At 73.6% G+C, this 26,455-nt stretch carries 27 protein-coding genes; 20 read left to right on the top strand and 7 right to left on the bottom strand.

The features are described from left to right. Nucleotides 1-14 precede the first annotated feature (14 nt). Nucleotides 15-959 (bottom strand): sigma-70 family RNA polymerase sigma factor, encoded by a 945-nt coding sequence (locus FB454_RS00625; RefSeq protein ID WP_013286643.1) that lies wholly within the window; start codon nt 957-959, stop codon nt 15-17. Nucleotides 960-1,007: 48 nt separating this feature from the next. Continuing rightward, nucleotides 1,008-1,136: a hypothetical protein gene (locus tag FB454_RS35225; protein ID WP_013286642.1), complete on the bottom strand. Its 129-nt coding sequence runs from the start codon at nt 1,134-1,136 to the stop codon at nt 1,008-1,010. A gap of 108 nt (nt 1,137-1,244) precedes the next feature. Here FB454_RS35225 and FB454_RS00620 point away from each other — a divergent pair, with 108 nt between their 5' ends. The 14 genes from FB454_RS00620 (at nt 1,245) to FB454_RS00555 (ending at nt 14,989) form a co-directional block, all read left to right on the top strand. Then, entirely contained in the window at nt 1,245-1,904 is a 660-nt protein-coding gene (locus FB454_RS00620; protein ID WP_145753546.1) for a TetR/AcrR family transcriptional regulator, read from the top strand. A 219-nt stretch (nt 1,905-2,123) separates the two neighbouring features. After that, complete coding sequence (locus FB454_RS00615) at nt 2,124-3,521, top strand: class I adenylate-forming enzyme family protein (RefSeq protein WP_049794881.1); 1,398 nt, start codon at nt 2,124-2,126, stop codon at nt 3,519-3,521. Between the two features lie 180 nt (nt 3,522-3,701). Continuing rightward, nucleotides 3,702-3,965, top strand: a complete 264-nt coding sequence (locus FB454_RS00610) for an acyl carrier protein (RefSeq protein ID WP_013286639.1) — start codon at nt 3,702-3,704, stop codon at nt 3,963-3,965. Continuing rightward, nucleotides 3,965-4,210: a hypothetical protein gene (locus FB454_RS00605; RefSeq protein ID WP_013286638.1), complete on the top strand. Its 246-nt coding sequence runs from the start codon at nt 3,965-3,967 to the stop codon at nt 4,208-4,210. The genes FB454_RS00610 and FB454_RS00605 overlap by 1 nt, the downstream gene beginning before the upstream one ends. After that, entirely contained in the window at nt 4,203-5,333 is a 1,131-nt protein-coding gene (locus tag FB454_RS00600) for a beta-ketoacyl-[acyl-carrier-protein] synthase family protein (RefSeq protein ID WP_013286637.1), read from the top strand. The genes FB454_RS00605 and FB454_RS00600 overlap by 8 nt, the downstream gene beginning before the upstream one ends. A gap of 113 nt (nt 5,334-5,446) precedes the next feature. Next, the gene (locus tag FB454_RS00595) at nt 5,447-5,947 is read left to right on the top strand and encodes a beta-ketoacyl synthase chain length factor (protein WP_013286636.1); all 501 of its coding nucleotides are present in this window, start codon (nt 5,447-5,449) and stop codon (nt 5,945-5,947) included. After that, nucleotides 5,944-7,563 carry a class I adenylate-forming enzyme family protein gene (locus FB454_RS00590; RefSeq protein WP_013286635.1) on the top strand — a complete coding sequence of 540 codons (1,620 nt, stop codon included), beginning with the start codon at nt 5,944-5,946 and terminating at the stop codon, nt 7,561-7,563. The genes FB454_RS00595 and FB454_RS00590 overlap by 4 nt, the downstream gene beginning before the upstream one ends. Next, complete coding sequence (locus FB454_RS00585) at nt 7,560-8,822, top strand: beta-ketoacyl-[acyl-carrier-protein] synthase family protein (RefSeq protein WP_013286634.1); 1,263 nt, start codon at nt 7,560-7,562, stop codon at nt 8,820-8,822. The genes FB454_RS00590 and FB454_RS00585 overlap by 4 nt, the downstream gene beginning before the upstream one ends. Nucleotides 8,823-8,882: 60 nt before the next feature. After that, a complete protein-coding gene (hppD, locus tag FB454_RS00580; protein WP_013286633.1) occupies nt 8,883-9,983 on the top strand; it encodes a 4-hydroxyphenylpyruvate dioxygenase in 1,101 nt (366 codons plus the stop codon). Continuing rightward, entirely contained in the window at nt 9,980-10,903 is a 924-nt protein-coding gene (locus FB454_RS00575) for a phytanoyl-CoA dioxygenase family protein (protein ID WP_013286632.1), read from the top strand. The genes hppD and FB454_RS00575 overlap by 4 nt, the downstream gene beginning before the upstream one ends. Nucleotides 10,904-10,905: 2 nt before the next feature. Further along, entirely contained in the window at nt 10,906-11,703 is a 798-nt protein-coding gene (locus tag FB454_RS00570; protein ID WP_013286631.1) for a DUF3050 domain-containing protein, read from the top strand. After that, nucleotides 11,700-12,671: a thiamine pyrophosphate-dependent dehydrogenase E1 component subunit alpha gene (locus FB454_RS00565; protein ID WP_013286630.1), complete on the top strand. Its 972-nt coding sequence runs from the start codon at nt 11,700-11,702 to the stop codon at nt 12,669-12,671. Before FB454_RS00570 ends, FB454_RS00565 begins: the two co-directional genes overlap by 4 nt. Beyond that, nucleotides 12,671-13,636 (top strand): alpha-ketoacid dehydrogenase subunit beta, encoded by a 966-nt coding sequence (locus FB454_RS00560; protein WP_013286629.1) that lies wholly within the window; start codon nt 12,671-12,673, stop codon nt 13,634-13,636. Before FB454_RS00565 ends, FB454_RS00560 begins: the two co-directional genes overlap by 1 nt. A 3-nt stretch (nt 13,637-13,639) precedes the next feature. After that, the gene (locus FB454_RS00555) at nt 13,640-14,989 is read left to right on the top strand and encodes an ATP-grasp domain-containing protein (protein ID WP_013286628.1); all 1,350 of its coding nucleotides are present in this window, start codon (nt 13,640-13,642) and stop codon (nt 14,987-14,989) included. 266 nt (nt 14,990-15,255) lie between these two features. Here FB454_RS00555 and FB454_RS00550 read toward each other — a convergent pair whose 3' ends face one another. The 5 genes from FB454_RS00550 to FB454_RS00530 form a co-directional block, all read right to left on the bottom strand. Beyond that, nucleotides 15,256-15,936, bottom strand: coding sequence for an SGNH/GDSL hydrolase family protein (locus tag FB454_RS00550; protein WP_013286627.1), 681 nt, complete (start codon nt 15,934-15,936; stop codon nt 15,256-15,258). Between the two features lie 41 nt (nt 15,937-15,977). Then, nucleotides 15,978-16,610, bottom strand: coding sequence for an HAD family hydrolase (locus tag FB454_RS00545; RefSeq protein WP_013286626.1), 633 nt, complete (start codon nt 16,608-16,610; stop codon nt 15,978-15,980). Next, complete coding sequence (locus FB454_RS00540) at nt 16,607-16,999, bottom strand: MmcQ/YjbR family DNA-binding protein (RefSeq protein ID WP_013286625.1); 393 nt, start codon at nt 16,997-16,999, stop codon at nt 16,607-16,609. Before FB454_RS00540 ends, FB454_RS00545 begins: the two co-directional genes overlap by 4 nt. A gap of 64 nt (nt 17,000-17,063) precedes the next feature. Further along, nucleotides 17,064-18,284, bottom strand: a complete 1,221-nt coding sequence (locus FB454_RS00535) for an MFS transporter (protein ID WP_013286624.1) — start codon at nt 18,282-18,284, stop codon at nt 17,064-17,066. Next, nucleotides 18,281-19,843: a class I adenylate-forming enzyme family protein gene (locus tag FB454_RS00530; RefSeq protein ID WP_013286623.1), complete on the bottom strand. Its 1,563-nt coding sequence runs from the start codon at nt 19,841-19,843 to the stop codon at nt 18,281-18,283. The genes FB454_RS00535 and FB454_RS00530 overlap by 4 nt, the downstream gene beginning before the upstream one ends. Before the next feature lie 285 nt (nt 19,844-20,128). On the opposite strand from FB454_RS00530, the gene FB454_RS00525 reads away from it, so the two are divergent. The 6 genes from FB454_RS00525 to FB454_RS00500 all read left to right on the top strand — a co-directional run bounded on the left by FB454_RS00525 (nt 20,129) and on the right by FB454_RS00500 (nt 26,420). Beyond that, complete coding sequence (locus tag FB454_RS00525; protein WP_013286622.1) at nt 20,129-21,439, top strand: SGNH/GDSL hydrolase family protein; 1,311 nt, start codon at nt 20,129-20,131, stop codon at nt 21,437-21,439. A 66-nt stretch (nt 21,440-21,505) separates the two neighbouring features. Then, nucleotides 21,506-22,729, top strand: a complete 1,224-nt coding sequence (locus FB454_RS00520) for a cytochrome P450 (protein WP_013286621.1) — start codon at nt 21,506-21,508, stop codon at nt 22,727-22,729. After that, entirely contained in the window at nt 22,726-23,700 is a 975-nt protein-coding gene (locus tag FB454_RS00515; RefSeq protein ID WP_013286620.1) for an alpha/beta hydrolase, read from the top strand. The genes FB454_RS00520 and FB454_RS00515 overlap by 4 nt, the downstream gene beginning before the upstream one ends. Next, a complete protein-coding gene (locus FB454_RS00510; protein WP_013286619.1) occupies nt 23,693-24,796 on the top strand; it encodes an alpha-hydroxy acid oxidase in 1,104 nt (367 codons plus the stop codon). Before FB454_RS00515 ends, FB454_RS00510 begins: the two co-directional genes overlap by 8 nt. Nucleotide 24,797: 1 nt before the next feature. Then, nucleotides 24,798-26,141 carry an aminotransferase-like domain-containing protein gene (locus tag FB454_RS00505; RefSeq protein ID WP_013286618.1) on the top strand — a complete coding sequence of 448 codons (1,344 nt, stop codon included), beginning with the start codon at nt 24,798-24,800 and terminating at the stop codon, nt 26,139-26,141. A gap of 27 nt (nt 26,142-26,168) precedes the next feature. Further along, entirely contained in the window at nt 26,169-26,420 is a 252-nt protein-coding gene (locus tag FB454_RS00500) for a hypothetical protein (protein WP_013286617.1), read from the top strand. Nucleotides 26,421-26,455: the final 35 nt, after the last annotated feature.

Here is a 26,455-nt window from a genome sequence, read left to right as displayed (position 1 = left end):
GTCTTGACGCCGGCTCAGGCGTGCAGGTCGGCCAGGACGCGGGCGCGGGTGGGGTGGCGCAGCTTCCGCAGCGCCTGGCTCTCGATCTGGCGGACCCGCTCCCGGGTCAGCCCGATCCTCGTGCCGATCTCGTCGAGCGTGCTCGGCCGGTCGTCGTCGAGGCCGTACCGCTGGCAGATGACGGCCGCCTCGCGCTCCGACAGGGTGCCGAGCACCTCGTCCAGGTAGCGGCGCCGCCAGGAGGACACCACGACGCCGGCCGGGCCCGGTGCCTCGTCGGGGAGGAGGTCGCCCAGCTCGGTCGTGCCGGCAGCCCCGGCGACCGGCGTGTGCAGCGAGACCGGCTCGCGGTCGTGCCGCAGCAGCAGTTCCACCTTTTCGGCGGGCACCTCGACCCGGGCGGCGACCTCAGCGGGCGTCGGCTCCCGGTCGAGTTCGCCCGCGAGCGTGCGGCGGGTCCGGTTCACCCGGTTGAGCACCTCGACCAGGTGCGCCGGCAGGCGGATTGTGCGGCTCTGGTCGGTGAGGGCCCGGCCGATCGCCTGCTTGATCCACCAGGTCGCGTACGTCGAGAACTTCAGTCCACGCCGGTGGTCGAACTTCTCGACCGCCCGCATCAGGCCGATGGTGCCTTCCTGAATCAGGTCGAGCAGCGGCAGCCGGCCGGCGAGCGCGTACCGTTTCGCGACCGAGACAACCAGCCGGAGGTTGGCTTCGATCATGTGGTGCCGGGCGCGACGCCCGTCGGCGACGAGTCGCCGCAGCCGGTCCTGCTCGGCCGCGCCGACCCGGTCGCCGTCGTCGTCCAACCGCCGCTGCGCCAGGGCGCCGGCCTCGATTCGGGCGCCGAGGCGCGTCTCCTGCTCGGCGGTGAGCAGCGGCGTTCGTCCGATCGTCCGGAGGTAGGCGGCCACCGCGTCGGTGGTGTGGCCGGCGGCTGCAGGGGTGGTGGCGAGCATGAGGCGTGCTCCTTCCGGGACGGTGCGGGGCTCGGGACGGGCGGCGGGTCAGCGGCGGCCGGGGATCCGGCGGGGCTGGCGCCGGGGGGCGACCACGGGGACGTGCGGCCGGCGCGCCGGAGCGAGGTGCGGGCGGCGGGGCTTGCCGGCGGCGATGTCGCGGGTGTGGGCGGGCATGTCGGGCTCCCTTCCGTGCCGGCTGTTCGCCGGTACGACCTAAAGTTAGGCCCAACCTAAAAACATGTCAAGAACAATTTTTGGTTCGTACCAGGTATGGTGGGGGGCGTGACCGCGCAGAGCACCGGCCTCCGGGCCTTGAAGAAGCGCCAGACCAGGGAGAACATCTCGGGTCAGGCCACCCGCCTGTTCCTCGAACGTGGCTTCGACAACGTGACGATCGCCGAGGTGGCCGCCGCCGCGCAGGTGTCCAAGATGACCGTCACCAACTACTTCCCTCGGAAGGAGGATCTGGCGCTGGACATGCACGACGAGTTCGTGCGGCAGCTGGCCACCGTCGTCCGGGAGCGCGAGCCCGGCGAGTCGGCGCTGGCGGCGCTGCGCCGCGCCTACCTCGCGGCGGTGGCCGCCCACGACCCGGTCATCGGGTTCTCCGGTTCCGCGTTCGCCCGGATGATCGCCGCCAGTCCGGCGCTGGTGACCCGTCTGCGCGAGTTCCACGACGACCGGGAGAAGGCCCTGGCCGCCGCCCTGGCCGAGGAGACCGGGAGCCGCGAGGACGACATCCTGCCCCGGGTCGCCGCCGCGCAGCTGGCCGGCATCCATCGGCTGCTGTTCGAGGAGACCATGCGCCGCACCATCGCCGGGCAGGGCGACGACGACATCGCGCGGGCCGTCACCGGCTACGCGCACGTCGCCTTCGACGCCCTCGCACCCGCGCTCGCGGACTACGCCGTCCGCCCGGCAGGTGGGTGGGTGCCGGGTTGAGCTGGAGGACAGCATCCGGCGGCCGGCGGACTACCTTGCCGGCGTGGCCCCGATCCTGCCTGTCCGATCGAGCCTGAGCAATCCACCCAGCCGCTGTTTTGGATCTAGCCATTTGCATCTGGCGATGCAGAAGAGGGGCGTCGTAGGGTTCCGCCATACCCCGAACGACGTACCCGCTGGGCGGATCCGCCCAGTTCCTCAGTGGAACGGTGGCTGGTCGTGACTGCACATCCCGTGGCGGAAGATCCTGCCTCGACGACGGTGGACTGGGTGGACGACATCCTGTTCACCGGCCGCGACACCGACGTCTGCCTGCGCCTGCCCGAACCGGTCGACAAGGGCACGCTGCGCCGGCTCGTCGGCGAGGCGCAGGACCGGCTCGCCGGGGCCGGGCTGCGCGCCGGAGGCGCCGCCGCGCTGCGCCTGCCGCCCTCGCTGGCGTACGTGGCGCACCTGCTCGCCACCTGGCGTACCGGCGCCCAGGCGGTGCTGCTCGACCACCGGCTCACCGACCACGAGGTCGACCAGGCGCTGCGCCGGCTCGGCCCGCAGGTGGTGGTCGCCCCGGTACGAACCGGCGGCGGCGCGCTGCGGATCTTCGTCGACGTCACCGCGGGGGTCAGCGCGTACTCCGACCGCCCGGCGGGCAGCCCGCACGCGGTGATCCAGCTCAGCTCCGGCTCCACCGGACCGTCCAAGGTGATCGGCCGCACCGCCGCCGACCTGGTCGCCGAGGTGCACCGCTACACCCGCATCGACGGCGTCGCGCTGCCCGGCGAGCGGATCATCCTGCTCCCCAGCATGGTGCACGTGCTCGGCCTGGTCGGCGGCCTGCTCTACGGGCTGCACGCCGGCGTCGAGCTGTGCCCGCCGGAACGGCTCAGCGGCGACGCGATCCTCGCCGCCGTCGCCGCCCAGGACACCCCGGCCACTGTGCTCGGCGTCCCGTTCCACATCGGGCTGCTCGCCTCCACCACACCGGCCGGGCCGCTGCCCCAGCTCAAGCGCATGACCACAGGCGGCGAGCTGGTGCCCGCGGCCGTGGCGGACGCGTTCACCGGCCGCTACGGCGTCCCGCTGGGCAACATGTACGGGATGACCGAGGTCGGCGTCATCGGCACCGACCTGTACGGGCGGCACCGGCCCGCCATCGCGCCCGCCCCGGGCATCGAGGTACGCGAGCGCGACGGCGAGCTGTGGGTGAGCTGCCCGGCCAACCCGTACGTCGGACTGGCCGACCCGACCCGGTGGGCCGACGGCTGGCTGCACACCCGCGACGCCGGCGTGGTCGACCCGGACACGGGCCTGGTCACCATCAAGGGCCGGCTGGACTCGCAGGTGTCGGTGGGCGGCTTGAAGGTCGACCTGACCGAGGTGGAGGCCACGGTCGCCGGCCTGCCCGGCGTCGTCGCCGCGGTCGTGGTGTGGGACGACGGCATCACCGCGTACGTCCAGACCGACCGCTCTCTGACCGAGGACACGCTCGACAAGCTGATCGCCGAGCGGCTGGCCGGCTTCAAGCGTCCCCGCACGCTGCGCCTGCTCGACCAGATGCCCCGCACCACCACCGGAAAGCTGGTCCGGTCCGTCCCGGCGCTGCGGGATGCGGCGTCGTGACCGGCCCGCTGTACGAGCCGCACACCCGCCGGACGCCCACCGGACGTCCGGTCCACCCCGAATCCCGCCCCGGACCGGCCGGGCAACGCGCCACCCGCGCGCCCGACCCCGCCGGTTCACACGCACACGGTGTCCCGACCGGGCACCGTCAGCCGGTACACGGAGAAGAGGTCTGAACCCATGCGAGACGAGGTCCGCACCTTCGTCGTCGAACAGCTCGCCGACATGAACTACGACGTGGAGGAGCTCGACGACGACACCACGCTCGGCCCCTCCGGCGTCGACCTGGAGTCGCTGGCCCTGGCCGACCTGGCGGTCCGCGTCGAGGACCGCTACGCCGTGAAGTTCGCCGACGACGAGTCGGAGAAGCTGGCGCTGATGACGGTCGGCGAGTTCACCACGATGGTCGCCGACCGGGTGGCCGCGAACAGCGACAAGTCCTGATGTCCGGTCAGCCCGACCTGGGGCGAGCTGACCTGGTGAGCATGCTCGCCGAACTGACCGCGAAACCCGCCGACCAGGTGCCGGACCGGCTCGGCTCGATGGAGCTGGCCTGGCTGGTGCACATGGTCGAGCAGCGCTACGACCGCCGGCTGGACCTGAGCGACGACGAACTCGCCGGCATCCGCACCGTCGACGACGCGCTCGCGGTGTTCCGTGGCTCTCTCACCGCTCCCGCAGATGGCTGAGCGGGAGACCGTACGGATCACCGGCACCTACGCGCTCAGCGCCCTCGGCAGGGGCGCCGACGCGCTGCTGGCCGGAGTGCTCACCGGCACCCCGGCGTTCGCGCCGGTGCGCCGTTTCGACACCACCGGCCGCCGGGTGACGGTGGCGGCCACCCTGCCGGACGTCGGCACGCTCGCCGGCGAGCTGACCGACGCGATCGACACCGCCGCCCGGGCCGCCGGACTGGACCGGGCCGGGCGGGCGGAGTCGGCGCTGTTCCTGGCCACCCACGGCGGGCCGTACTCGCTGCCCGTACCGCAGGGGTGGGACGAGCCGACGGTGCCGGCGCTCGCCGGTCACCTGGCCGCACGGTGCGGCCTCGGCGGGCGTACCCGGATCTACACCACCGCGTGCGTGTCGGCGAGCAGCGCGGTCGCCGACGCGGCGGCGCTGATCCGCCGGGGCCACCTGGAGCGGGTCGTGGTCGCGGCCGGTTACCTGGTCGAACCGGACCAGTACGCGCTCTTCGACGCCGGCCGGGCGCTCGCCGCCGACGGCGCGGTACGCCCGTTCAGCGCCGGGCGCAAGGGCCTGCTGCTGGGCGACGGGGTGGCCGCCGTGGTGCTGGAGTCGGCGGGCGCCGCCGCCCGGCGGGGCGCCGAGACGCTGGCGAGCGTGGCCGGGTGGGGCCGGGCGGGGGACGCGTACCACGCGTGCCAGCCGCACCCGGACGGGCTCGGGCTGGCCCGGGCGGTCGAGGCGGCGCTGCGCCGGGGCGGGCTGCCCCCGGACGCGATCGGTTACGTCAACGCCAACGCCACCGGCACCCCGTTCAGCGACGCCTCCGAGGCGGCGGCGCTGACCCGGGTGTTCGGCGAGGACGCCGGGCGGCTGCCGGTCAGCTCCACCAAGTCGGTGCACGGGCACGCGCTGGAGGCGTCCGGGTTGCTGGAACTGCTGGTCACCGTGCTGGCCCTGCGGCACGGCAAGCTGCCGGTCACCGCCGGCTGGCTCGGCCCCGACCCGCAGTGCCCGCTGGACGTCATCCGCGACGCCCCGCGCCCCGCGCGCACCGAACACGCCCTGACCCTCAACGCCGCCTTCGGCGGCGCCGACACGGCCCTCCTGGTGAGCACCTCATGACCGCCCCCGCCCCCCACCCCGACCTCCCGCGATCTTGCACTCACGGCCCCGGCGAACCGGGCACAACGCCCGCGCCCGGGGCACCAACCGCAAGATCGCGCGACGGGGGGGTCGTGGTGCTCGCGGAGGCGCGGTGGCCCGAGGACGGGGACGGGGGCGCGGGGCCGGCCGGGGTGCCGGGGTTCGTGCACTCGCCGTTCGCGCCGCTGGTGGCCGCGGTGGCGCAGCGCTGCCTCGCGCGGCGGTACGGCGCCGGGCCGCTGCCGCCGGGCAACCGGACGGCTGTGGTGCTGGTCAGCGCCGGTGGGGACACCGCCGGGGCGGCGCACGTACGCGCCACTGTGGCCGCGGGCGGGCGGATCGGGCCGCTGTTCTTCTTCCAGTCGGTGCCGAACAGCGTGGCCGGGCACGTCGCGGCGCGCTGGGGACTGGACGGGCCGGTGGTGTGCCTGAGCCCCACCGGCGACGCGCGGGCCGAGGGGGAGGCCGAGGCGGACCTGCTGCTGTACGACGGCGACGCCGCACAGGCGTTGCTGATCCTGATCGAACTGGCACCGGACGGTACGCCGGGCGAGGCGACCGCGGTGCTGCTGGGGGAGGGAACACGTCAATGAGGACGAAGGGACTACGCGGCGCGCTCGCGGCCGACGCCGAGCTGGGCGCGGGCAACGTGCTCGCCCGGGTGCTGGCCCACGGCGCCGACCCGGACGGGCCGGGGCTCACGTTCGACACCGAGATCGACGGCCACCCGGCCGAGACCCCGCTGACCCTGGGCCGGCTCGACCGGATGGTCGCCGCCCGGGCGGCGTGGCTGCACGAACGCGGGGTGAAACCCCGCGACCCGGTCGCGGTCTGGGCCGGCACCGCCGCCGACATGGTGCTGTCGTTCCTGGCGCTGACCCGCCTCGGCGCCGTCCCGGCGCTGATGAACGGCAGGCTGCGTCCCGAGATCGCCGCCGAGTACATCCGCCGGCTGCGCGCCGCCGGGGTGCTCGCCGACGCCGCGCACGCCGAGGCGCTGGCCGGGCACGACCTGGGCGCGCCGATGCTCGGCGAGCCCGCGCAGGCCGGCACCGGCGACCCCGACACGGCACCCGCACACTACCGGCACCACCCGGACGACCCGATCGTGATCACCCACACCTCCGGCACCACCGGTGTGCCGAAGGCGGTGCTGCACTCGCACGCCAGCCTGTTCGCCGCCACCCGCCACCTGCTGTCCATGCCGCAGGCACAGGGCACCACACGCATCCTCAACGCGCTGCCGGCCCCGCACACCGCCACAGTGCTCATGGTCAACCAGGCGCTCGGCAACCGGGCGGAGATGTTCCTGCTCTCCGACCAGGGCGGTGAGCGGGTGCTGGACGCGATCCAGCGGTGGCGCCCGGACGGCGTGTTCGGCTTCTCGGTCACCTGGGCCGAGCTGGCCCGCTTCGACCTGTCCGGCTACGACCTGGACTCGGTGCGGCTGTGGTTCAACACCGGCGACTGCTCGCACGAGCCGCACGTACGGCGGCTGGTCGCTGTCGGCTCCCGCGACGTGGTGACGCGTGGCGGCGTGACCCGGGTACCCGGGTCGGTGTTCATCGACGGGCTCGGCTCCAGCGAGATGGGCCACTCGATGTTCCACATCACCCACACCACCGACACCGACCGGTACGGCCGCTGCGTGGGCCGCCCGTACCGGTTCGCCAAGGTCGCCGTGCTCGACGCCGACGGCAACGAGCTGCCGCCCGGGCAGGTCGGCTGGCTCGGCATCGACTCGCCGTCGCTGTTCCGCGGCTACTGGAACGACTCGGTCACCACGTACCGGTTCCGGCTGCGCGGCTGGTACCTCACCGGCGACCTGGTGTACGCCGACGAGGACGGCCGCTACTACCACCTGGACCGGGCGGTCGACTCGGTCGAGGCAGGCGACGGGAAGCGGTTCTTCACCGCGCTGTCCGAGGAACGCATCCTCGCCGCCTGCCCCGACGTCACCGATTGCACTGTGGTGATCGTCAAGGCGGACGACGGCACAGTCACCACCGACGTGCTGCTGGAGCTGGCCGCCGGCGCCGACCCGGAGGCGGACCGCACCGAGCGCATCCGTACCGCGCTCGGCCCGGACGTGGCAGCCACGCTGCGCCGGATCGTCCCGGTACGCGCCGACGACATCCCGGTCACCGTGACCGGCAAGGTCCGCAAGGTGGCGCTGCGCGAGCGCTACCTGACCGAGGCGCCGTCGTGACCGCCGTCATCACCGGCATGGGCCTGTTCACCCCGGCCGGGCGCGGCGTGGCGGACACGTTCGACGCGCTGATCACCGGCCGGTCCGGGCTGCGCCGCCCGCCCGAGGGACACCCGGCGGCGGGCAGCCTGGAGGTGGCCGGGGTGCTGCCGGACATCGACCCGCGCAGCGTCGCCTCCGGACCGGAGACGAAGGTGCTCGACCGGGTGGTGCTGCTCGCCCTGATCACCGCCGCCGAGGCGCTCGCCGACGCCGGCATCGAGGTGGGCCGCGACGTCGACCCGGAGCGCATCGCGGTGATCGTCGGCGGCGTCGGCGGCATGTCCACGCTGGAGGGCCAGGTGCTGGCGCGGGCCGCCCGGGGCCGGGCGGCGGTCAGCCCGTACCTGCTCACCGGCATCCTGCCGAACATGCCATCGGCGCGGATCGCCATCGCGCACGGCATCCGCGGCTACAGCTCGTCGGTCGGCACGGCCTGTGCCTCCGGTGCCCAGGCCGTCGCCGACGGGGTACGCCTCATCCGCTCCGGCGAGGCCGACGTGGTGGTGTGCGGGGCGAGCGAGGCGCCGCTGTTCGGCACGTTCGCCGACACGTTCGGCAACGCCCGGGCGCTGGCCCGGGGCTGGGACGAACCGACCGAGGCGAGCCGCCCGTTCGACAAGCGGCGCAACGGTTTCGTGCTGGCCGAGGGCGCGGCGCTGCTGGTGCTGGAGCGCGCCGGGCACGCCGACGGCCGGGGTGTGCGCGGCTACGCCGAGGTCGCCGGTTTCGGGGCGAACACCGACGCGTACCACCCGACCGCGCCGCGGCCGGACGGCGCCGGAGCGGCGGCGTGCATGCGCCGCGCGCTGGCGGCCGGCGGGGTCGGGCCCGCCGACGTCGGGTACGTCAACGCGCACGGCACCGGCACCAAGCTCGGTGACATCGCCGAGACGACCGCGCTGGCCGAGGTGTTCGGCACCGGCGGCGTGCCGGTCAGCTCCACCAAGGCGCTCACCGGGCACCTGCTCGGCGCGTCAGGGGTGCTGGAGGCCGCGGCCACCGCGCTGGCGCTCGACAGTGGCCTGCTGCCACCCACCTACCACCTGGACGACCCGGACCCGGAGTGCGAGGCGGACCACGTCCGCGCCGTGCCCCGGCCCACCCGGGCCGGCCACGCGCTGACGAACTCGTTCGGGTTCGGCGGCCAGAACGTCAGTCTGCTCCTGCGCCGGCTCTCCGGGCCGGCCCGCCGGGCCGCCACCCCGGCCGCGGGCTGACCGGACTCCAGTCCCGGGCGTCCGTCCGGGTCGCGATCACGGGGGGAACAGGGGAAGCCCATGACCATCAACGGGATAGATCATCTCGAACTGTACGTGGGGGACGCCCGGCAGGCGGCCTTCTACTTCGACAACGCGGTCGGTTTCCGGCTGTGCGGGCAGGGCGGTCCGGAGACCGGGCTGGACGGGCAGCGCTCCCTGCTGCTGGCCCAGGCCGGCATCCGGCTGCTGCTGACCACCGGACTGTCCGCCGAGCACCCGGCGGCCACGTACGTGCACCGGCACGGCGACGGCATCGCCGTGGTGGCGCTCGCCGTGGACGACGCCGCCGGGGCGTACGCCGAGCTGGTGGACCGCGGCGCGACGGCGCTGAGCCCGCCGCGCACCTTCACCGGCGCGGACGCCGAGGTGGTGGTGGCCGAGGTCGGCGGCTTCGGCGACGTGGTGCACCGCCTCGTCGAGCGGCGCGGCGACCCGGGTGTGTTCCTGCCCGGCGCGATCGAGCCGGTGACCGCGCCCGACGGCACGGACACGCTGCTCGCCGAGGTGGACCACCTGGCGATCTGCGTGCCGCCGGGGCAGCTCGACGAGACCGTCGCGCACTACGAGAAGGTGTTCGGCTTCGCCGACATCTTCACCGAGCACATCGAGGTCGCCGGCCAGGCGATGAACTCCAAGGTGGTGCAGAGCCCGTCCGGGACTGTCACCTTCGTGCTGCTGGAGCCGGACACCGGCGCCCGGCCGGGGCAGATCGAGGACTTCCTGCGCTGGCACGCCGGGGCCGGGGTGCAGCACCTGGGCCTGCGCACCGACGACATCGTCACCGCCGTGGGCGCGCTCGCCGGGCGCGGGGTGCGGTTCGCCAGCACGCCCGGCGCCTACTACGACGGGCTGGAGCAGCGGGTCGGCCGGCTGGACGCGCCGGTGGACCGGCTGCGCGAGCTGAGCATCCTGGTCGACTCCGACCACGACGGGCAACTGCTGCAGATCTTCACCGAGTCGATGCACGTGCGCCGCACGCTCTTCCTCGAACTCATCGAGCGGCGCGGGGCGCGCACCTTCGGCAGCGGCAACATCAAGGCGCTCTACGAAGCGAAGGAACGCGAGCTGGCCGCGGCGGGGGCGACCCCCGGCGTCGCGGCCGGAGGGGTTGGGGCATGACCACCATCGATCCCGGGCTGACCGCCGAGGAGGAGGCGCTGCTTCCCTCCGACGAGGACGTCCGGCACTACGCCGAGCACGGCTGGTACCTGTCGAAGAAGCTGCTCACCGACGACGAGGTGGACGAACTCGTCGCCGCCACCGACAGCTACTACGCCGGGGACCGTGACCGCCGCCTGCCGGTACGCCCGCCGAAGCTGGCCTACTGGGAGCCCTCCAAGGGTGACGTGCAGCGGCACAACGACTACGTCCACCACGAGCACGACGGCATCGCCCGCATCCTGCGCAAGCCGCTGATCGGTGCGGTCGCCGCCCGGCTGGCCCGCGCCGCCGAGATCCGGATCTTCCAGTCCACGCTGATCTGGAAGCCGCCGATCGCCGGCGAGCCGTCGAACATCGTGCCCTGGCACTTCGACAAGCACTACTGGGCGTCCTCGTCGTCGGAGAACATGCTCACCGCGTTCATCCCGTTCCACGACTGCGGTGAGGAGATGGGCACCATCACCATGGTCGACGGCTCCCACCGCTGGCGGGAGATCGGCGCCGACGACACGGTGGTCCGGCACTTCGCCGACCGGGACCGCGACCAGCTCGAGGTGATGCTCGCCGAGAACGCGGCGTACAACGGCGCCGAAATCCGCAAGATCCCCATGGTGATCCCCAAGGGACACATGAGTTTCCACCACTGCCGCACCTACCACGGCAGCGGTGCGAACGTCAGCGGCCGGCCCCGCCGGGCCGTCTCGCTGCACCTGCAGGACGGCGACAACGCCTGGCGGGAGTATCCGCTCTCCGACGGCACCCTCGCCGCGTACAACCACGACGTGCTGGTCCGCCGCACCCACGAGGGCCGGCCGGACTACGCGGACCCCGATTACTGCCCGGTCATCTGGCGCGACCGCGCCCAGCAGGGAGGCTGACAATGTCACGGTACGACTGGGGTAAGACGCACCCGGGCATCGAGCGGCTGGAGCGGGCGGTGACCGAGCGCCGCGACGTGGTGGTCAAGCACCCCCTCTACGCCAACCTCGACACCCACGACGCGCTCGTCACGTTCATGGAGCACCACGTCTTCGCCGTCTGGGACTTCATGTCCCTGCTGAAGTCGTTGCAGCGGCAGCTCACCTGCGTCACGGTGCCGTGGATCCCGACCGGCCCGACCGGCAGCCGCCGCCTCATCAACGACATCGTCATGGTCGAGGAGAGCGACGAACTCGGCGACGGCTACATCAGCCACTTCGAGCTGTACGTGCAGGGCATGACCGAGGCCGGCGCCGACACCACAGCCGTGAACAAGCTCGTCGACCTGCTGCGCGACGGCACCCCGGTCACCGAGGCGCTCGGCGCCGCCGGCGTCCCCGCGGCGTCCGCCGCGTTCGCCGGCACCACCTGGCGCATCATCGAGACCACCCCTGTGCACTGCCAGGCCGCGGCGTTCGCGTTCGGCCGCGAGGACCTCATCCCCGAGATGTTCACCCAGGTCGTCGCCGTCAACGAGCGCAGCAACAGGCTCAACAAGTTCGTCGACTACCTGGAGCGGCACATCGAGGTCGACGGCGAGCAGCACACCCCGATGGCCATGCAGATGCTGGCCGACCTGTGCGGCGACGACGACACCAAGTGGCAGGAGTGCGCCGACACGGTGAACGCCGCGCTCGCCGCCCGCGCCCGCCTCTGGGACGACATCCTCGCCGCCGTCAAGGAGGGCCGTCCGGCGTGACCGGCTCCGACCCGCTCCGGCTCTACCGGACGGTCCGGCTGATCCGCCGCTTCGAGGAACGCGCGATCGAGCTGGTCCGCGCCGGGGAGATCGTCGGCGGCATCCACCCGTACCTCGGTCAGGAGGGGATCGCCGCCGGCGTCTGCGCGGCGCTGGACCGCGAGGACCTGGTCACCGGCACCCACCGCGGGCACGGGCACGTGCTCGCAAAGGGTGCCGACCCGGCCCGGATGCTGGCCGAACTGTGCGGCCGGGTCACCGGGCTCAACCGGGGCCGGGGCGGGTCGATGCACGCCGCCGACTTCGGCGTCGGCGTCCTCGGCGCCAACGCCATCGTCGGGGCCGCCGGGGCGATCCTCACCGGAGCGGTGTGGGAGCGCCGGCGGCGCGGTGCCGACATCGTCGGCGCCACCTTCTTCGGCGACGGCGCGGTCAACGAGGGCATGCTCCTGGAGGCGTTCAACCTGGCCGCGCTCTGGCGGATACCGGTGCTGTTCGTCTGCGAGAACAACGGCTACGCCACCACCATGCCGGTCGACGGCGCGGTCGCCGGCACCATCGCCGGGCGGGCCGCCGCGTTCGGCATGCCGGCGGCCACCGTCGACGGGCAGGACCCCGAGGCGGTACGCGAGGTCACCGCCGCCGCCGTCGCGCGGATGCGCGCCGGCGGCGGACCCGAGCTGGTCGAGGCCCGCACCTACCGCTTCGACGCCCACCACACCTTCGAACATCAGGTACGCCTCGACTACCGACCGCCGGAGGAGGTGGCCGAGGGCCGGTCCCGCGATCCGGTGGACATCGCCGGAGCACGGCTCGACCCGGCGGTACGGGCCGAGGTGGACGCCGCCGTCGAGGCGGAACTGGACGCCGCCGTCGACTACGCGCTCGCCGGGCCGCACCCCGACCCGGCGACCGCCCTGGACCACCTGTACGCCAGCGGGCTCACCGCCCGGACCGGAGGTGGCTGATGCCCCGGCTCTCCTACCGCAGGGCGCTCACCCGGGCGCTCGCCGACGAGATGACCCGCGACGAGTCGGTCGTGGTGCTCGGCGAGGACATCCGGGTGGCCGCCGCGAACGTCACCACCGGCCTGCTGAAGAAGTTCGGCCCGGAACGGGTCCGCGACACCCCCCTGTCCGAGCAGGCGTTCACCAGCTTCGCCACCGGCGCGGCGCTGGCCGGGGCCCGCCCGGTGGTGGAGTTCCAGATCCCGTCGCTGTTGTTCCTGGTCTTCGAGCAGATCGTCAACCACGCGCACAAGTTCCCGCTCATGACCGGCGGCCAGTGCGCGGTGCCGGTCACCTACGTGGTGCCCGGCTCCGGCTCCCGCACCGGCTGGGCCGGGCAGCACTCCGACCACCCGTACGCGTTGTTCGCCCACGTCGGGGTGACCACAGTCGTACCGGCCACCCCGGCCGACGCGTACGGGCTGCTGGTCTCCGCGATCCGCTGCGACGACCCGGTGGTGGTCTTCGCCCCGGCGGGCGCCCTGGACCTGCGCGCCGACGTCACCGACCTGGTGCCCGTGCCGCTGGGCCGGGGGATCGTCCGCCGCGCCGGCACCGACGTGACAGTGGTGGCGGTCGGGCACCTGGTGCACGACGCGCTCGCCGTCGCCGAGGAACTCGCCGGGCAGGCGTCGGTGGAGGTCTTCGACCCCCGCACGCTCTACCCGTTCGACTGGGACGGGCTGGTCGAGTCGGTGAGCCGCACCGAGCGGCTGGTGGTCGTCGACGACGGCAACCGCTCCTGCGGCATCGCCGGGGAGATCATCGCCACGGTGGTCGAGCGGGCCCGGCTGGCCGCGCCACCCCGCCGGGTCACCCGCCCCGACGGCGCGGTGCTGCCCTTCGCGCCCGCCCTGGACCGGGCCGTGCAGCCCGGCCGCGACCAGCTCGCCGCCGCCATCCAACTGACCCTCAAGGACGGATGAACGATGGACCCGAACTACACGTGGCCGCCGCTCGGCCAGGCGTGGACCGACCTGCCCGAGTCCACCCGTACCGCGATGGTGACCACCGGCGCCGTGGCCTGGGAGAAGATCTTCCACGGCCGGGCCACGTACAACAAGCAGTGGCGGCTGGCCCGCCCGCCCGTGTTCACCGCCGACGCGTTCCGCGAGCTGAACGAGGTCTGCGACCGCATCGCCCAGCTCATCCTGGAGGCCTGCCGGCGCCGCGCCCGCACCGCCGGTGAGCTGCGCCTGCTGCTCGACGTGCCGGACGGCGAGACCCGGCTGCTCGACCCGGACGAGGAACTGCACGAGGGGCTGCTCGCCGCGTACCGGCCGGATGTGCTGTTCTCCGGCGGCGTGCCGTGCATCGTCGAGTACAACATCGACAGCAGCCTCGGCGGCGGCTTCGACGCCGACACCGTGATCCAGCGGTACGCCGAGCTGTACCGTACCCATGACCTGCTCGACGGCGCCCGGCCCGCGCCGTCCCTGCTGGACCAGCGGTTCGTGGCCATCCGGGACACACTCGGCCTGCCCGACGGCGCCCGGGTGGCGCTGCTGATGGACTTCGACGCCGACTACCCGGGGCTGGACGACCCGGAGACGTTCATCCGGATCCTGTCCCCGCTGATCGACCAGGCCCGCCCGTTCGGCATCGACCTGGTCATCGCCCCGGTCGCCACCGCCACCCTGGACGGGCAGAACCGGCTGGTCGTGGGCGGCGCCCCGGTGGACGCCCTGTTCCGGCTGTTCGTGCCCAACCGGGTCACCCCCAGCGCCGGGCTGGACGCGGTGGCCGGCGCGCTCGCCGCCGGCACGCTGCCGATGTTCGTCAGCAGCGCCGCCTGGCTGCTCAGCAACAAGCTGAACTACGCCTGGCTCTGGGACGACCTGGACCTGCTGCCGGAGGACGACCGGACGCTGATCCGCCGGTACGTGCCGCACACCGTGGCGCTCACCGCCGACCAGCTCGACCGGGCCCTCGCCGAACAGGCCGACCTGGTCGCCAAGCCGGCCGGCGGATCAGCCGGGCACGGCGTGCTGATCGGCCGGGAGATGACAGCTGTGGCGTGGGCGGACGGGGTACGCGCTGCGATCGCGGAGGGCGGCAACATCCTTCAGCGCTACCACGAGGCGGACCGGGTGGCGATGGACTTCGTGCAGATCGAGACCGGTGAGACGGTCACCGCCGACGTCCCGTACAGCCTCGCCCCGTACCTGTTCGACCGCACAGGTTCAGGCGCGCTGGCGCGGGTGGGCTACCCGGGGTGCGACGAGGTCCTCAACCTGGCGAGAGGCGTCCTCCTGACCGGCATCCTGCTGACGGACTGACCCGCTCCATCCCCGTCCACCCCCGTTCCCCCTCACTCCCAGCGTTGATCAAGGAGTTTGGGTCCTCACGGGGGCGTGTCAGCGACCCAAACTCCTTGGTCAACAAGGTGGATCCGGGGTCGGCGCTTGACCCTCGCCCCCTGACCCCGCTGATCATGAAGTTGACGGGAACAAATCGGACGCTCAGCGCCGCCAACCTCATGATCGTCGGGGCGGGTCGGGGCGGGGCGGGGCGGGGCGGGGCGGGGAGCCGGGGGGAGGGTGGGTCAGGGGTGGGGGAGGTGGGTGGAGAGGACCTTCAGGGTTTCGGCGGTGGCTACCGCGTCGCTGCGGGCGCTGCCGTGGCGGCCGTCGCTGCTGTACAGCGACGGGTCGGCCACCAGCGGGTGGTCGGTCAGGTGAACGTGCAGTGTGCCCAGGCACTCGGCCACCGCCCGGGTGTGCCGGGACAGCCGCCGCATCCGCTCGCCCAGGCCCGCGCGCAGCGCGTCCGGCACCGCCGGGCTGTGCGACACGTCGAACATGCCCACGGTGATGACGTCCGCGCCCGCCTCCCGTAGCGCGGTGATCATGGCGGTCAGCTCGGCGTCGACAGCGTCCGGGTCGTAGGCGGACCGGAACGCGTCGTTGCCGCCGCACACCACCAGGGCCAGGTCCGGCTCGAAGGCCAGCGCGCCGGCCAGCTGGGTGGCCCGGACCTCGTGCGCGCGCAGTCCGCGCCGGCCCAGGTTCAGGTAGGCCAGCTCCGGCCGGATCGCGCGCAGCTCGGCGGCGATCCGGTCGGCCCACTGGAGGTCGGGGTAGCCGTCGGCGGGTTCGCACAGTCCTTCCGCGACGCTGTCACCCAGCACCACGAACCGCCGCCACGGGTGCCCGCGCAGCAGGTCGGCGGCCTCTCCCGGACGCAGGCACCACGGGTCGGTCGCCTCGGTCAACGTCGATGGCATGCCCGGCAGGCTAGCCGAGCGTCCCACGCCGGGAAAGAGGCTCAGCCCAGCAGGGCCAGCAGCTCCCCGGGCCGGCTCAGGCTGAGGTCGGCGGGCTCGTCGGGGTCGTACTGGTGACCCCACGCGGCGGCGACCGCGACCGCGCCGCTGCGCCGGGCGGCGCGTACGTCCAGTGGTGAGTCACCCACGTACGCGGCGCGGCCGGGTGGCACGCCGAGCCGACGGCAGGCCGCCTCCACGCCGTCGGGCGCCGGTTTGGGGCGGTCGACCTGGTCCCCGCCGAGGACGACCTCGAAGTGACCGAGCAGGCCCGCCCGGTCGAGCAGGATCTCGGCGGCCCGGTGGCTCGCGCCGGTGAACACGCCGACCGGCACCCGGGCGGCGATCTCGGCGAGCGCGTCGGCGACGCCGGGGTAGACGCGTACCCGGCCGGCGAGCGCATCCAGCTCGGTGTGGTAGTGGTCCAGGTCCTGGTCGGAGGCGGGCCGCCGCAGCAGGTGCGCCAGCAGGTCCGCAGGGGAGCCGATCGAGTAGCCGGCGATGACCTCGGCGTCGGTGTACGACGGCCCGCCTCCGGCCCGCACCGCCGCCCGGTACGCCGCGGGCACCACCGCGTGCGACTCGACGAGCGTGCCGTCCATGTCGAAGACGATCGCGTCCACCGGGCCGGTCACGCGTTCTCCGCCCGGTGCGCCGTGGCGAGCCGCTTCGGGGCCCGCGCGTACCACGCCTCGGTGACCAGCTCGGTCAGCTCGTCCACGCCGATCCGGTCGAGCCGGACCAGCACCGCCGGGTATCCGTCGAAGTGCGGCGTGGTGAAGTAGACAGCCGGGTCGTCGGCGATCAGCGCCTCCTTGGCGCCCAGGTCGGGCACCCGCGCGCCGAGGATCGGGCCGTCCGGCGCGGCGTCGCCGAGCGCATCGAGTTCGCCGCGCCGCAGCGGCCGCTCCCAGACGAACGACTTGTCGCGGACCCGCCAGGCGGGCGCCTCGTCGTACGTGGGTCGCTCGGTGGTCTCGGGCAGGCCCAGCGCGATGCGCCGCACGTCTTCCCAGGTCGCCATGGCCCCGACCCTACCGCCGCCCCCCGGCACCGCGGCCCGGACCGGCGGGCCCGGACCGGCGGGCTCAGACCGGCGTGGGCGCGGCAGGTTCCGCGGCCGGGCGCCGGGACGCGCGGCTCAGCAGCAGTGGCCCCACGGTCAGCACCAGGCAGACCACCGACATCACCAGCAGCGCCGGGGTCAGGTCGAGCAGCGCCACCGACCAGCCGCCGAGCAGCGCGCCGACGGGCAGGCCGAGGAACGCCACCGATCCGGAGATGCCCAGCACCCGGGTCTGCAGCTCGCCCGGCACCCGCTGGTAGAGCGCGGCGCCGAGCAGCGGGTTCACCGCCGCGATGCCGATGCCGGACAGAAACGTCACCACGAGCACCACGACCAGGTCGTCGCTGAGCGCCAGCGCGAGCAGCCGGGGCGCGCCGCTGAGCGTCAGCCCGAGCGCGAACGTCGTCCCGGCCGGCAGCCGGGTGCCGAACATCGTGAACAGCAGGTTGCCCAGCAGCGCGCCGGCCGAGAAGACGCCCAGCAGCAGACCGAATCCGGCCGGGTCGCCGAGCACCTGGTTGACCCAGAGCGGGATCCAGACCGCGACGCTGGCGTTGGCGAACATGTTCGACACCGAGACCACGATCAGCATGGTCATCAGCGTCCGGTCGGTGCGCAGGTACGCGAAGCCGCCGCGCAGCGCCCGCAGGTACGGCTCCCGGGGCGCCGGTTGCGCCGGTGCCGGTGGCCGGACCAGCACGCCGATCAGCAGCGCGCAGACCGCGAACGTGGCCGCGTCGATCCAGATGGCCCGGGTCAGCCCGACCCAGTCGATGAGCAGTCCGCCGAGCACCGCGCCGAACAAGGTCATGCCCCGGGCCAGGCCGTCGTAGGCGCTGGTGAGCCGGATCAGCGGCACCCCGGCCCGCTCGGCCGCGGGTTTGAACAACACGTGCTTGACCCGGTCGCCGATGCCGCGCAGCCCGCCGGCGATCGCCACCAGCACCAGCAGCGTGCCGAAGCCGAGCCAGGGCGCCAGCGCCACCACGGCCATCGCGACGGCGCTCGCGGCGTCCACGAACACCGAGGTGCGGCGTACCCCGAACCGGTCCGCCCATGGGGTCGCGAGCGCGCTGGAGAGCATGTACGGAAGCGTCTCCGCCGCCGCGACGAGCCCCATCTTGGTGGGACTGCCGGTGGTCTCCAGCACGAGCCAGGGGATGGCGACCACCGAGATCCGGGTGCCGAGGTTGGACAGCAGGTCGGCGCCGACCAGGGTGTACAACTCCCGGCGCGGGTTCACGCCGGACTGCCGATCGGGTCGGCACCGGCCGGGTGGGCCGCCGCGTACCGGGCCCGCAAGGCGCGCTTGTCCACCTTCGCGGACCGGTTCAGCGGCAGCGCGTCGACGAACTCGACGGCGCCGGGCGCCCACGTCTCGCTCAGTTCCCGGATCACGAGCGCGATCAGCTCGTCGCCGGTCACCGACGCGCCCGGCGCGGGCACCACGTACGCGTGCGGCAGCTCCCCGGCCACCGGGTCCGGTACGCCGATCACGGCGGCGGCGCGTACCTCGGGGTGGCCGGCGAGCACGTCCTCGATCGGGCGGGAGTAGATCGGCCAGCTGCGCTGCCGGGTGAGGATCCGGTCCTGTAACCGGTCGACCAGGTAGAGGTAGCCGTCGGCGTCGAGGTGCCCGATGTCGCGGGTGCGGACCCAGCCGTCGACGAGCGTCTCGGCGGTCAGCTCCGGCTGACCGTGGTAGCCGGCGAAGCTCAGCTTGGTGCGCACCCACACCTCGCCGTCCTCGCCGGCCGGCAGCACCCGCCCGCCGGCGTCGCGGATCTCCACCGACACGTCGCCGTACGGGCGGCCGCAGGAACGCAGCCGCTCCGGGTGCTCCGGGTCCTCGGTGAGTCCGGGCAGCGCGCAGATGACGACTGCCTCGCTGAGCCCGTACACGATGCGCAGGCACGGGCCGAAGCGGGCGATGGCCTGGCGCAGCCGGGCCGGCGCGGCGGGCCCGGCGCCCACGTTGAACATGAACATCGCGGAGAAGTCGGCGCCCGGCAGGTCGGGGTGGTCGAGCACCTCGTAGAGCATCGGCGGGGTGACGAACGTGGAGGTCAGCCGTTCGGCGTCCACTGTGGCGACGAACGCGGCCGGATCCCACTGTTCGCGCAGGAACAGCACCCCGCCGGTGAACAGGTTGATCAACGTGGTGATCTGGCCGCTGGCCAGCCACATCGGGGAGTGCGACAGGTGCCGCAGCAGCGGGAACCCGGCGCCCCGGAAGTCGGCGGCCAGTGCGAGCACCTGCCGGTAGAAGCTCTCCCGGTGGTGCACCAGCTTCGGCGTGCCGGTGGTGCCGCTGGTCTGCAGGATCGACTCCGGCGCCGGCACCTCGGCGGGCAGCTCCGCGGCCGGCCCGGCGGCCCCGGCGGTCAGGTCCGGTCCGGCGCCGCCGGGTCCGAGGCAGAGCACCGGTACGCCGGACAGGCCCGCCGCGACCTCCACCGCCTGCGCGTCACGCGGGTCGTGGACGAACGCCTCCGGCGCGGACAGCGCGACGAACTCGTCGACCTCCCGCCGCGAGGTCACCGGGGCCACCCACATGCTCCGGCAACCCAGCAGGTGCAGGGCCAGTTGCAGCAGCGGGCCCTCGACCGTGTTGCCGAGCATCACCAGCACCGCCGCGCCGGGGCGTACCCCGTGGTGGCGCAACGCGGCGGCCAGGCCGCGCACCTGCGCGGCGACCTGGGGGTAGGTGAGGCGGCGTCCGCCGCCGACGAGCGCCTCCCGGTCGCCGAACCCGGCGAACAGCTCCAGCGCCTCGTGCACATAGTTCGGCCGGTCGGTCATCGGGCAGCCCCCATCATGGTCCGCGAGCGGCGTCCGGCCAGGTCAGGGCCGGGACATGACGGCAGGTGCCAGGGTCGGCGACCGCACCGCCGCCAGCCCCGAGCCTAGGCAGCCGCGGTCCACGCCGGACAGAGCCGATCGTCGCTGCGTCACGCCCCCCGGGCATTTGATCATGTCGATCAGGTTGATTGACGCTCGTCACGGCCGGAAGCTAGTTTCCGGTCCATCGCCCGGGCCGGTGCCGCCGACCGCGTCACGCCCGGGGCTGCCGACCATGGAGGATCGATGCCGACCCCGAAGAGATGGCACGTCATAGCTTCCGCCGTAACGCTGCTGATCGCCGCCACCCCGGCGGTCACCGCGAGCGCCGGCCCGACCGGGAACGACCGCGCCGGGCACGGGCGCGCCGAGTGGGCCGGAACCTGGGCCGCGGCGGTGACCCGCGGGAACACCGTGGGCCTGACCGAGACCGGCCTGAACAACCAGAGCATTCGGATGACCGTGCAGACCTCGGTGGGCGGGCCGCGCCTGCGGGTGCGGCTGACCAACCTCTACGGCCAGCAGGCCGTCCAGGTCGGCAGCGCCACCATCGCCCGGCCGAACACCGCCACCCCCGATGACCTGTCCGACATCGTCCCGGCCAGCATCCGGCAGCTGACGTTCTCCGGCGCCGGCACGGCGACCATCAACAAGGGCGCCGAACTGCTCAGCGACCCGGTCAACTTCCCGGTGACCGAGCAGGAGGACCTGGTGGTCACCCTGTACTTCCCGGTGCTCACCGGGCCGGTCACGTTCCACGGTCAGTCCAAGGTCACCAACTTCATCGGCGCCACCGACCTCACCTCGGCGGCCGACGGCACCGGCTTCACCATCCGGCCCAACTGCTGCTGGATGTTCCTGTCCGGCATCGACGTGGAGCGCAAGGCCACGCCCGGCTCCGTGGTGGTGCTGGGTGACTCCATCAGCGACGGCAACGGCAGCACCGTCAACGCCGACCGCCGCTGGCCGGACTTCCTGGCCAAGCGGCTGATCGACGCCCGCCCGGAGCCGCGTACCCCGGGTGTGCTCAACCTCAGCCTGGCCGGCAACCGGCTCAACCACGAGGGCACCGAGCCCGGCGCGGGCGGTTTCCCCGGCTACTACGAGCTGGGCCCGAACGCGCTGGCCCGGCTCAACGAGGACGTGTTCCCGCAGACCGGGGTGCGGACCGTCATCACCCACCTGGGCATCAACGACATCTGGATGAACGGCGACAGCCCGGAGGCGATCATCGCCACGCTGCGCCAGCTCAACCAGCAGGTCAAGGCGCGCGGCCTGACCAGCATCGCCGGCACGCTCATGCCGTACGAGGGCAATGGCGGGCCGGGCGTGTGGACCCCGGAGAAGGACGCCACCCGGCAGGCCGTCAACACCTGGCTGCGCGGGCCCGGCCGCGCCGAGTTCGACGGCGTCGTCGACTTCGACGCGGTGATGCGGGATCCGGCCCAGCCGAGCCGGCTGCTGCCGGCGTACGACTCGGGTGACCACATCCACCCGAACGACACGGGCGCCGCGGTGATGGCGAACGCCGTACCACTGAAGCTGCTCGGACTGTGACACCGGGCGGGGGCGGCGGTCGACACGACGCCGCCCCCGCCGCCGTTTCCTGGGGAGGAAGAGACAGTGGACGTCAGCGAGATCCTGACCGGCCTCTACAGCGAGCAGGGCCGGCAGAACCCGTATCCCTTCTACGCGGCCCTGCACGAGCACGGGCCGATCAACGCCGTTCCGGCCCGGGCCGAGCACAGCACCGTGAGCGCGGTGGCCGGCGGGTACGACGTGGTGGACCAGATCCTGCGTGATCCCGGCTGGTACAAGGGCTTCCCGCCCGGCTGGGAGGAGCAGGAGATCCTGCGTACGTTCCTCACGTCGATGATGTTCGTCAACCCGCCGGACCACACCCGGATGCGCGCGGTGTTCGCCAGGACGTTCACCCCGCGCCGCCTCGGCGCGCTGGAGCCGGTGATCGAGCGGATCGTCGCCGAACGCCTGGATCACATGGCCGAGGTGGGCGCGGACGGCCACGAGGTGGACTTCGTGGCCGACTTCGCGTACCCGGTCCCGGCGCTGGTGATGGCCGAGTTCATCGGCCTGCCCGCGGCGGACCTGTCCTGGTACCGGCAGCGGGTCGACTGGATCGACGAGTACATGGACGTGTCCGGCAAGACGCCGGAGCGGCTGGCCCGGGCCAACCAGGCCGCCGAGGAGTTGCGCGTCCTCTACCGGGACCTGATCGCCCACCGGCGCCGTACGCCCGGCCACGACCTGATCAGCGGGCTGGCCGAGGTGCTCGACGCGGGCGGCGTCGACCTCACCGAGGATGAGTTGATCAGCAATCTGATCGTGCTGTTCAACGCCAGCTTCGTCACCACCGTCTACATGTTCAGCAACGGCCTTCCGCTGCTGCTGGACCATCCGGACGTCACCGCCGCGCTGCCCGGCGACGACGCGCTCGCCCGGGGCTGCGTGGAGGAGGTGCTGCGGATGGAGAGCCCGGTGCACTTCCTGGCCCGCTCCGCGCCCGCAGGCGTCGACCTCGGCGGGGTGCCGATCGACCGCGACGACAACGTGCTGCTGCTGATCGCCGCCGCCAACCGTGACCCGGCCCGGTTCCCCGACCCGGACCGCTTCGACCCGCGCCGCGACGGCCCGCCGTCGCTGGCCTTCGGCGTCGGGCTGCACTTCTGTCTCGGCTCGGCGGTGTCCCGGCTGGAGGGCCGGCTGGCGCTGCCGCGCCTGTTCGCGCGCTTCCCCCGGCTCGCCGTCACCCAGCCCTACACGTACAGCGGGAGCCTGTTCCTGCGCGGTATCGACAAACTCTTCGTCACCACCGGGGAGGCCGGATGACACTCGATCCGCAGGTGGTCGCGTGGCGGGCCGCGAGGGCCGCCGCCGGCACCGTGCCGCTCTACACCCAGACCCTCGCCGAGGCCCGCGCCGCCGACCTCGCCGCGATCCGCGCCGGCTCCGGCGCGGTCGAGCCGGTCGCGGAGGTACGCGACACGACGGTGCCCGGCCCGGCCGGGCCGCTGCCGGTGCGGATCCACCGGCCGGACGGCGACGGACCGCTGCCCACGCTCGTCTACTTCTTCGGCGGCGGCTGGACGCTCGGCAGCGTCGACACGGCCGACGGGATCTGCCGTCGGCTGGTCAACCTCACCGGCGCCCAGACCGTGACCGTCGGCTACCGGCTCGCCCCGGAGCACCCGTTCCCGGCAGCGGTGGAGGACTGCCATGCCGCGTTGCGGCACCTCGCCGCGCACGCCGCCGAGTTCCGCGTCGACGCCGACCGGCTGGCTGTCGGCGGGGACAGCGCGGGCGGGAACCTGGCCGCCGCGGTGACGCTGCTGGCCCGCGCCGACGGCGGTCCCCGGCTCGCCGCCCAGTTGCTCGTCTACCCGAACACCGACCAGCGGCCCGGGCACCGGCCGGCCGACGACGAGGACCCGATGCTGTTCAACAGGCACTCGGTCGGCTGGTACCGCGGCCACTACCTCGCCGACCCCGGCGACGCGGCCCACCCGCTCGCGTCGCCGCTGCTCGCCGAGGACCTGTCCGGCCTGCCCCCGGCGTTCGTGATCACCGCCGGGCACGATCCGCTGCGTGACGAGGGCCTGCGGTACGCGTCTCGGCTGCGCGAGTCCGGTGTGCCCACCGAGACGGACGACCACCCGGGCATGGTGCACGGGTTCTTCGCCATGCCCGGCGTGTTCGACGCCGGCCGGCTGGCCCAGGAACGCGCCGCCGCCTTCCTGCGCCGCGCGTTCGGGCTCGACCCGGCGCACGCCCGGGCGGCGACGGGTGCCGACCATGGCTGACCCGGCGGACGGGTTCGTGCCACCGGCCAGCCTGGCCGAGTTCGCCGCGCTCGCCCGGGCGGTCCTGCCGGCCGACGTGTGGGACTTCGTCGACGGCGGCAGCGGCACCGAGACCGCCCTTGCGGCGAACCGGGCCGCGCTGGACCGGGTGGCGGTGCTGCCCCGGATGCTGGCCGGGGTGGACGACCCGTCCACCGAGGCGACGCTGCCCGGCGGCCGGGCCGCGTTGCCGGTGGCTGTCGCACCGATGGCGTACCAGCGGCTGCTGCACCCCGACGGCGAGCCGGCGCTCGCGGCGGCGGCCCGCGCGGCGGGCGTGCCGTACGTGGCCAGCACGCTGGCGAGCACCCCGATCGAAGAGATCGCGGCGACCGGCGCGACGGTGTGGTTCCAGCTCTACTGGCTTCGCGACCGCGCGCTGGTGGCCGACCTGCTCGACCGGGCGTCGGCGGCCGGCTGCGCGGCGGTGATGGTGACCGTGGACGTGCCGGTGCTGGGGCGGCGCCTGCGCGACGCCCGCAACGGCTTCGCGCTGCCGCCGCACGTCACCGCCGCGAACCTGCCCGGCGGCCGGGACGACCTGGCGCATCAGGGCACGCCCGGCGTCTCGGCGGTGGCCGTGCACACCGGCGCGGTCTTCGCCCCGGCGTTGAGCTGGGCGGACCTCGACTGGCTGCGGGCGCGTACCCCGGTGCCGTTGCTCGTCAAGGGCATCCTGGACCCGCGCGACGCGGTCCGTGCGGCGGACGCGGGCGTCGACGCCGTGGTGGTCTCCAACCACGGCGGACGGCAGCTCGACGCCGCCCCGGCCAGTGCGGCCGTGCTGCCGGAGGTGGTCGCGGCGGTCGACCAGCGGTGCGCGGTGCTGCTGGACAGCGGCGTCCGCGGCGGCGTCGACGTGCTGCGCGCGCTGGCGCTCGGCGCGGACGGCGTGCTGCTCGGACGGCCGCTGCTCTGGGCGCTCGCGGCGGGCGGCCGGGCCGGCGCCGAGGCGGCGCTGGCGCTGCTCGCGGGGGAGTTGCGCGACGCGCTCATCCTCAGCGGCTGCCCCGACCCGGCCTCGGCCCGGCGGCTGCGTACCCGGATCGGAGGCTGACGTGGAACCCGTCGACCTGGCCGTCTCGGCGCTGCACGGCAGCGTCGGCGACCCGGCGCTGAACTCGATGAACTTCCTCAACGAGGTGGCGCAGCACTACCCGGACGCGGTGTCGCTGGCGGCCGGGCGGCCGTACGAGGAGTTCTTCGACTCCGCGCTGCTGCACACGCACCTGGACCGCTTCCGCCGCCACCTGGCCGAGGAGGTCGGGCTGGACCGGGCCGGCGTGGACCGGACGCTGCTGCAGTACGGGCGCACCAAGGGCATCGTGCACCACCTGATCGCCCGGCACCTCGCCGTGGACGAGGGGCTCACCGTCGACCCGGAGTCGATCGTGGTGACGGTCGGCTGCCAGGAGGCGATGTTCCTGGTGCTGCGCGCGCTGCGGACCGGCCCGGCCGACGTGCTGTTCGCGGTGGCGCCCACGTACGTCGGGCTCACCGGCGCGGCCCGCCTGGTCGACCTGCCGGTGCGCCCGGTGGCCGGCGGGCCGGACGGCGTCGACCTGGCCGACCTGCGCGCCGGGGTGCGCCGGGCCCGCGCGGAGGGGCTGCGGCCCCGCGGCTGCTACGTGATGCCCGACTTCGCCAACCCGTCCGGCGTCAGCATGGACACCGAGCAACGGCGGCGGCTGCTGGGGCTGGCCGCCGAAGAGGACCTGCTACTGATCGAGGACAACCCGTACGGTCTGTTCCCGGCCGACGGTACCGACCGGCGGCCCACGCTCAAGGCGCTGGACACCGCCCGGCGGGTGGTCTACCTCGGCTCGTTCGCCAAGACCGTGCTGCCCGGCGCCCGGGTCGGCTACGTGGTCGCCGACCAGCGGGTGGGCGAGACCGACGGCACTGTCGTCCCGTTCGCCGACCACCTCGCGAAGATCAAGAGCATGGTCACTGTGAACACGTCACCGATCAGCCAGGCGGTGATCGGCGGCGCGCTGCTGGCGCACGACTGCTCGCTGGTGGCCGCGAACGTCAGGGAGCGGGCCGCGTACGCCCGCAACCTGCGCCACCTGGTCGACGGCCTGGCCCGGCGCTTCCCGGCCGGCGGCCCGGTCTCGTGGACCGTGCCTGCGGGCGGGTTCTTCGTGGTGGTGAGCGTGCCGTTCGCCGTCGACGACGCGCTGCTGCATCGCTCGGCGCGTGAGTACGGCGTGCTCTGGACCCCGATGGCGCACTTCTACGATGCAGGCACGCCGGTCGATGCGCTGCGGCTGTCGGTGAGCGCCGTCACACCGGAGTCGATCGATCTGGGTCTGGACCGGCTCGCCGCGCTGGTCACTGACACCATGGCCGCCGGAGTGACGCCGGAGTGTCAGGGTTCCGGCACAGTGCGTGTTTCCTGACGCCGTTCCTCTGTTGATAATGGACGAATGGTTGCCTGGGAGTACGCGTTGCTCGTTCGTCGGTATCAGGGTCAGGGTCGCAATTTCCACGTTTCGTTCGTGTGGTACGGCCCGGACGGGTCACGCACCGACGTGACGGCATACGGCGACACCGCTATCGCGCACCTCAACCGGGTCGGCCGGGAGGGCTGGGAACTGGTCTCCGCCGCCGAGGACGTGAACAACGTGCAGGGCAGCACCGAGGTCCACCGCTACCACCTGAAGCGCCCGCTGCGCTGACCCCTGAACCGCCGGCACCCCGGGAGACTCCTTCT

The sequence above is a fragment of the Micromonospora sp. CNZ297 genome (genome assembly GCF_007827625.1).
Note: the sequence above shows the minus strand (reverse complement) of the source record. Positions and strands in the feature narration are given on the sequence as shown.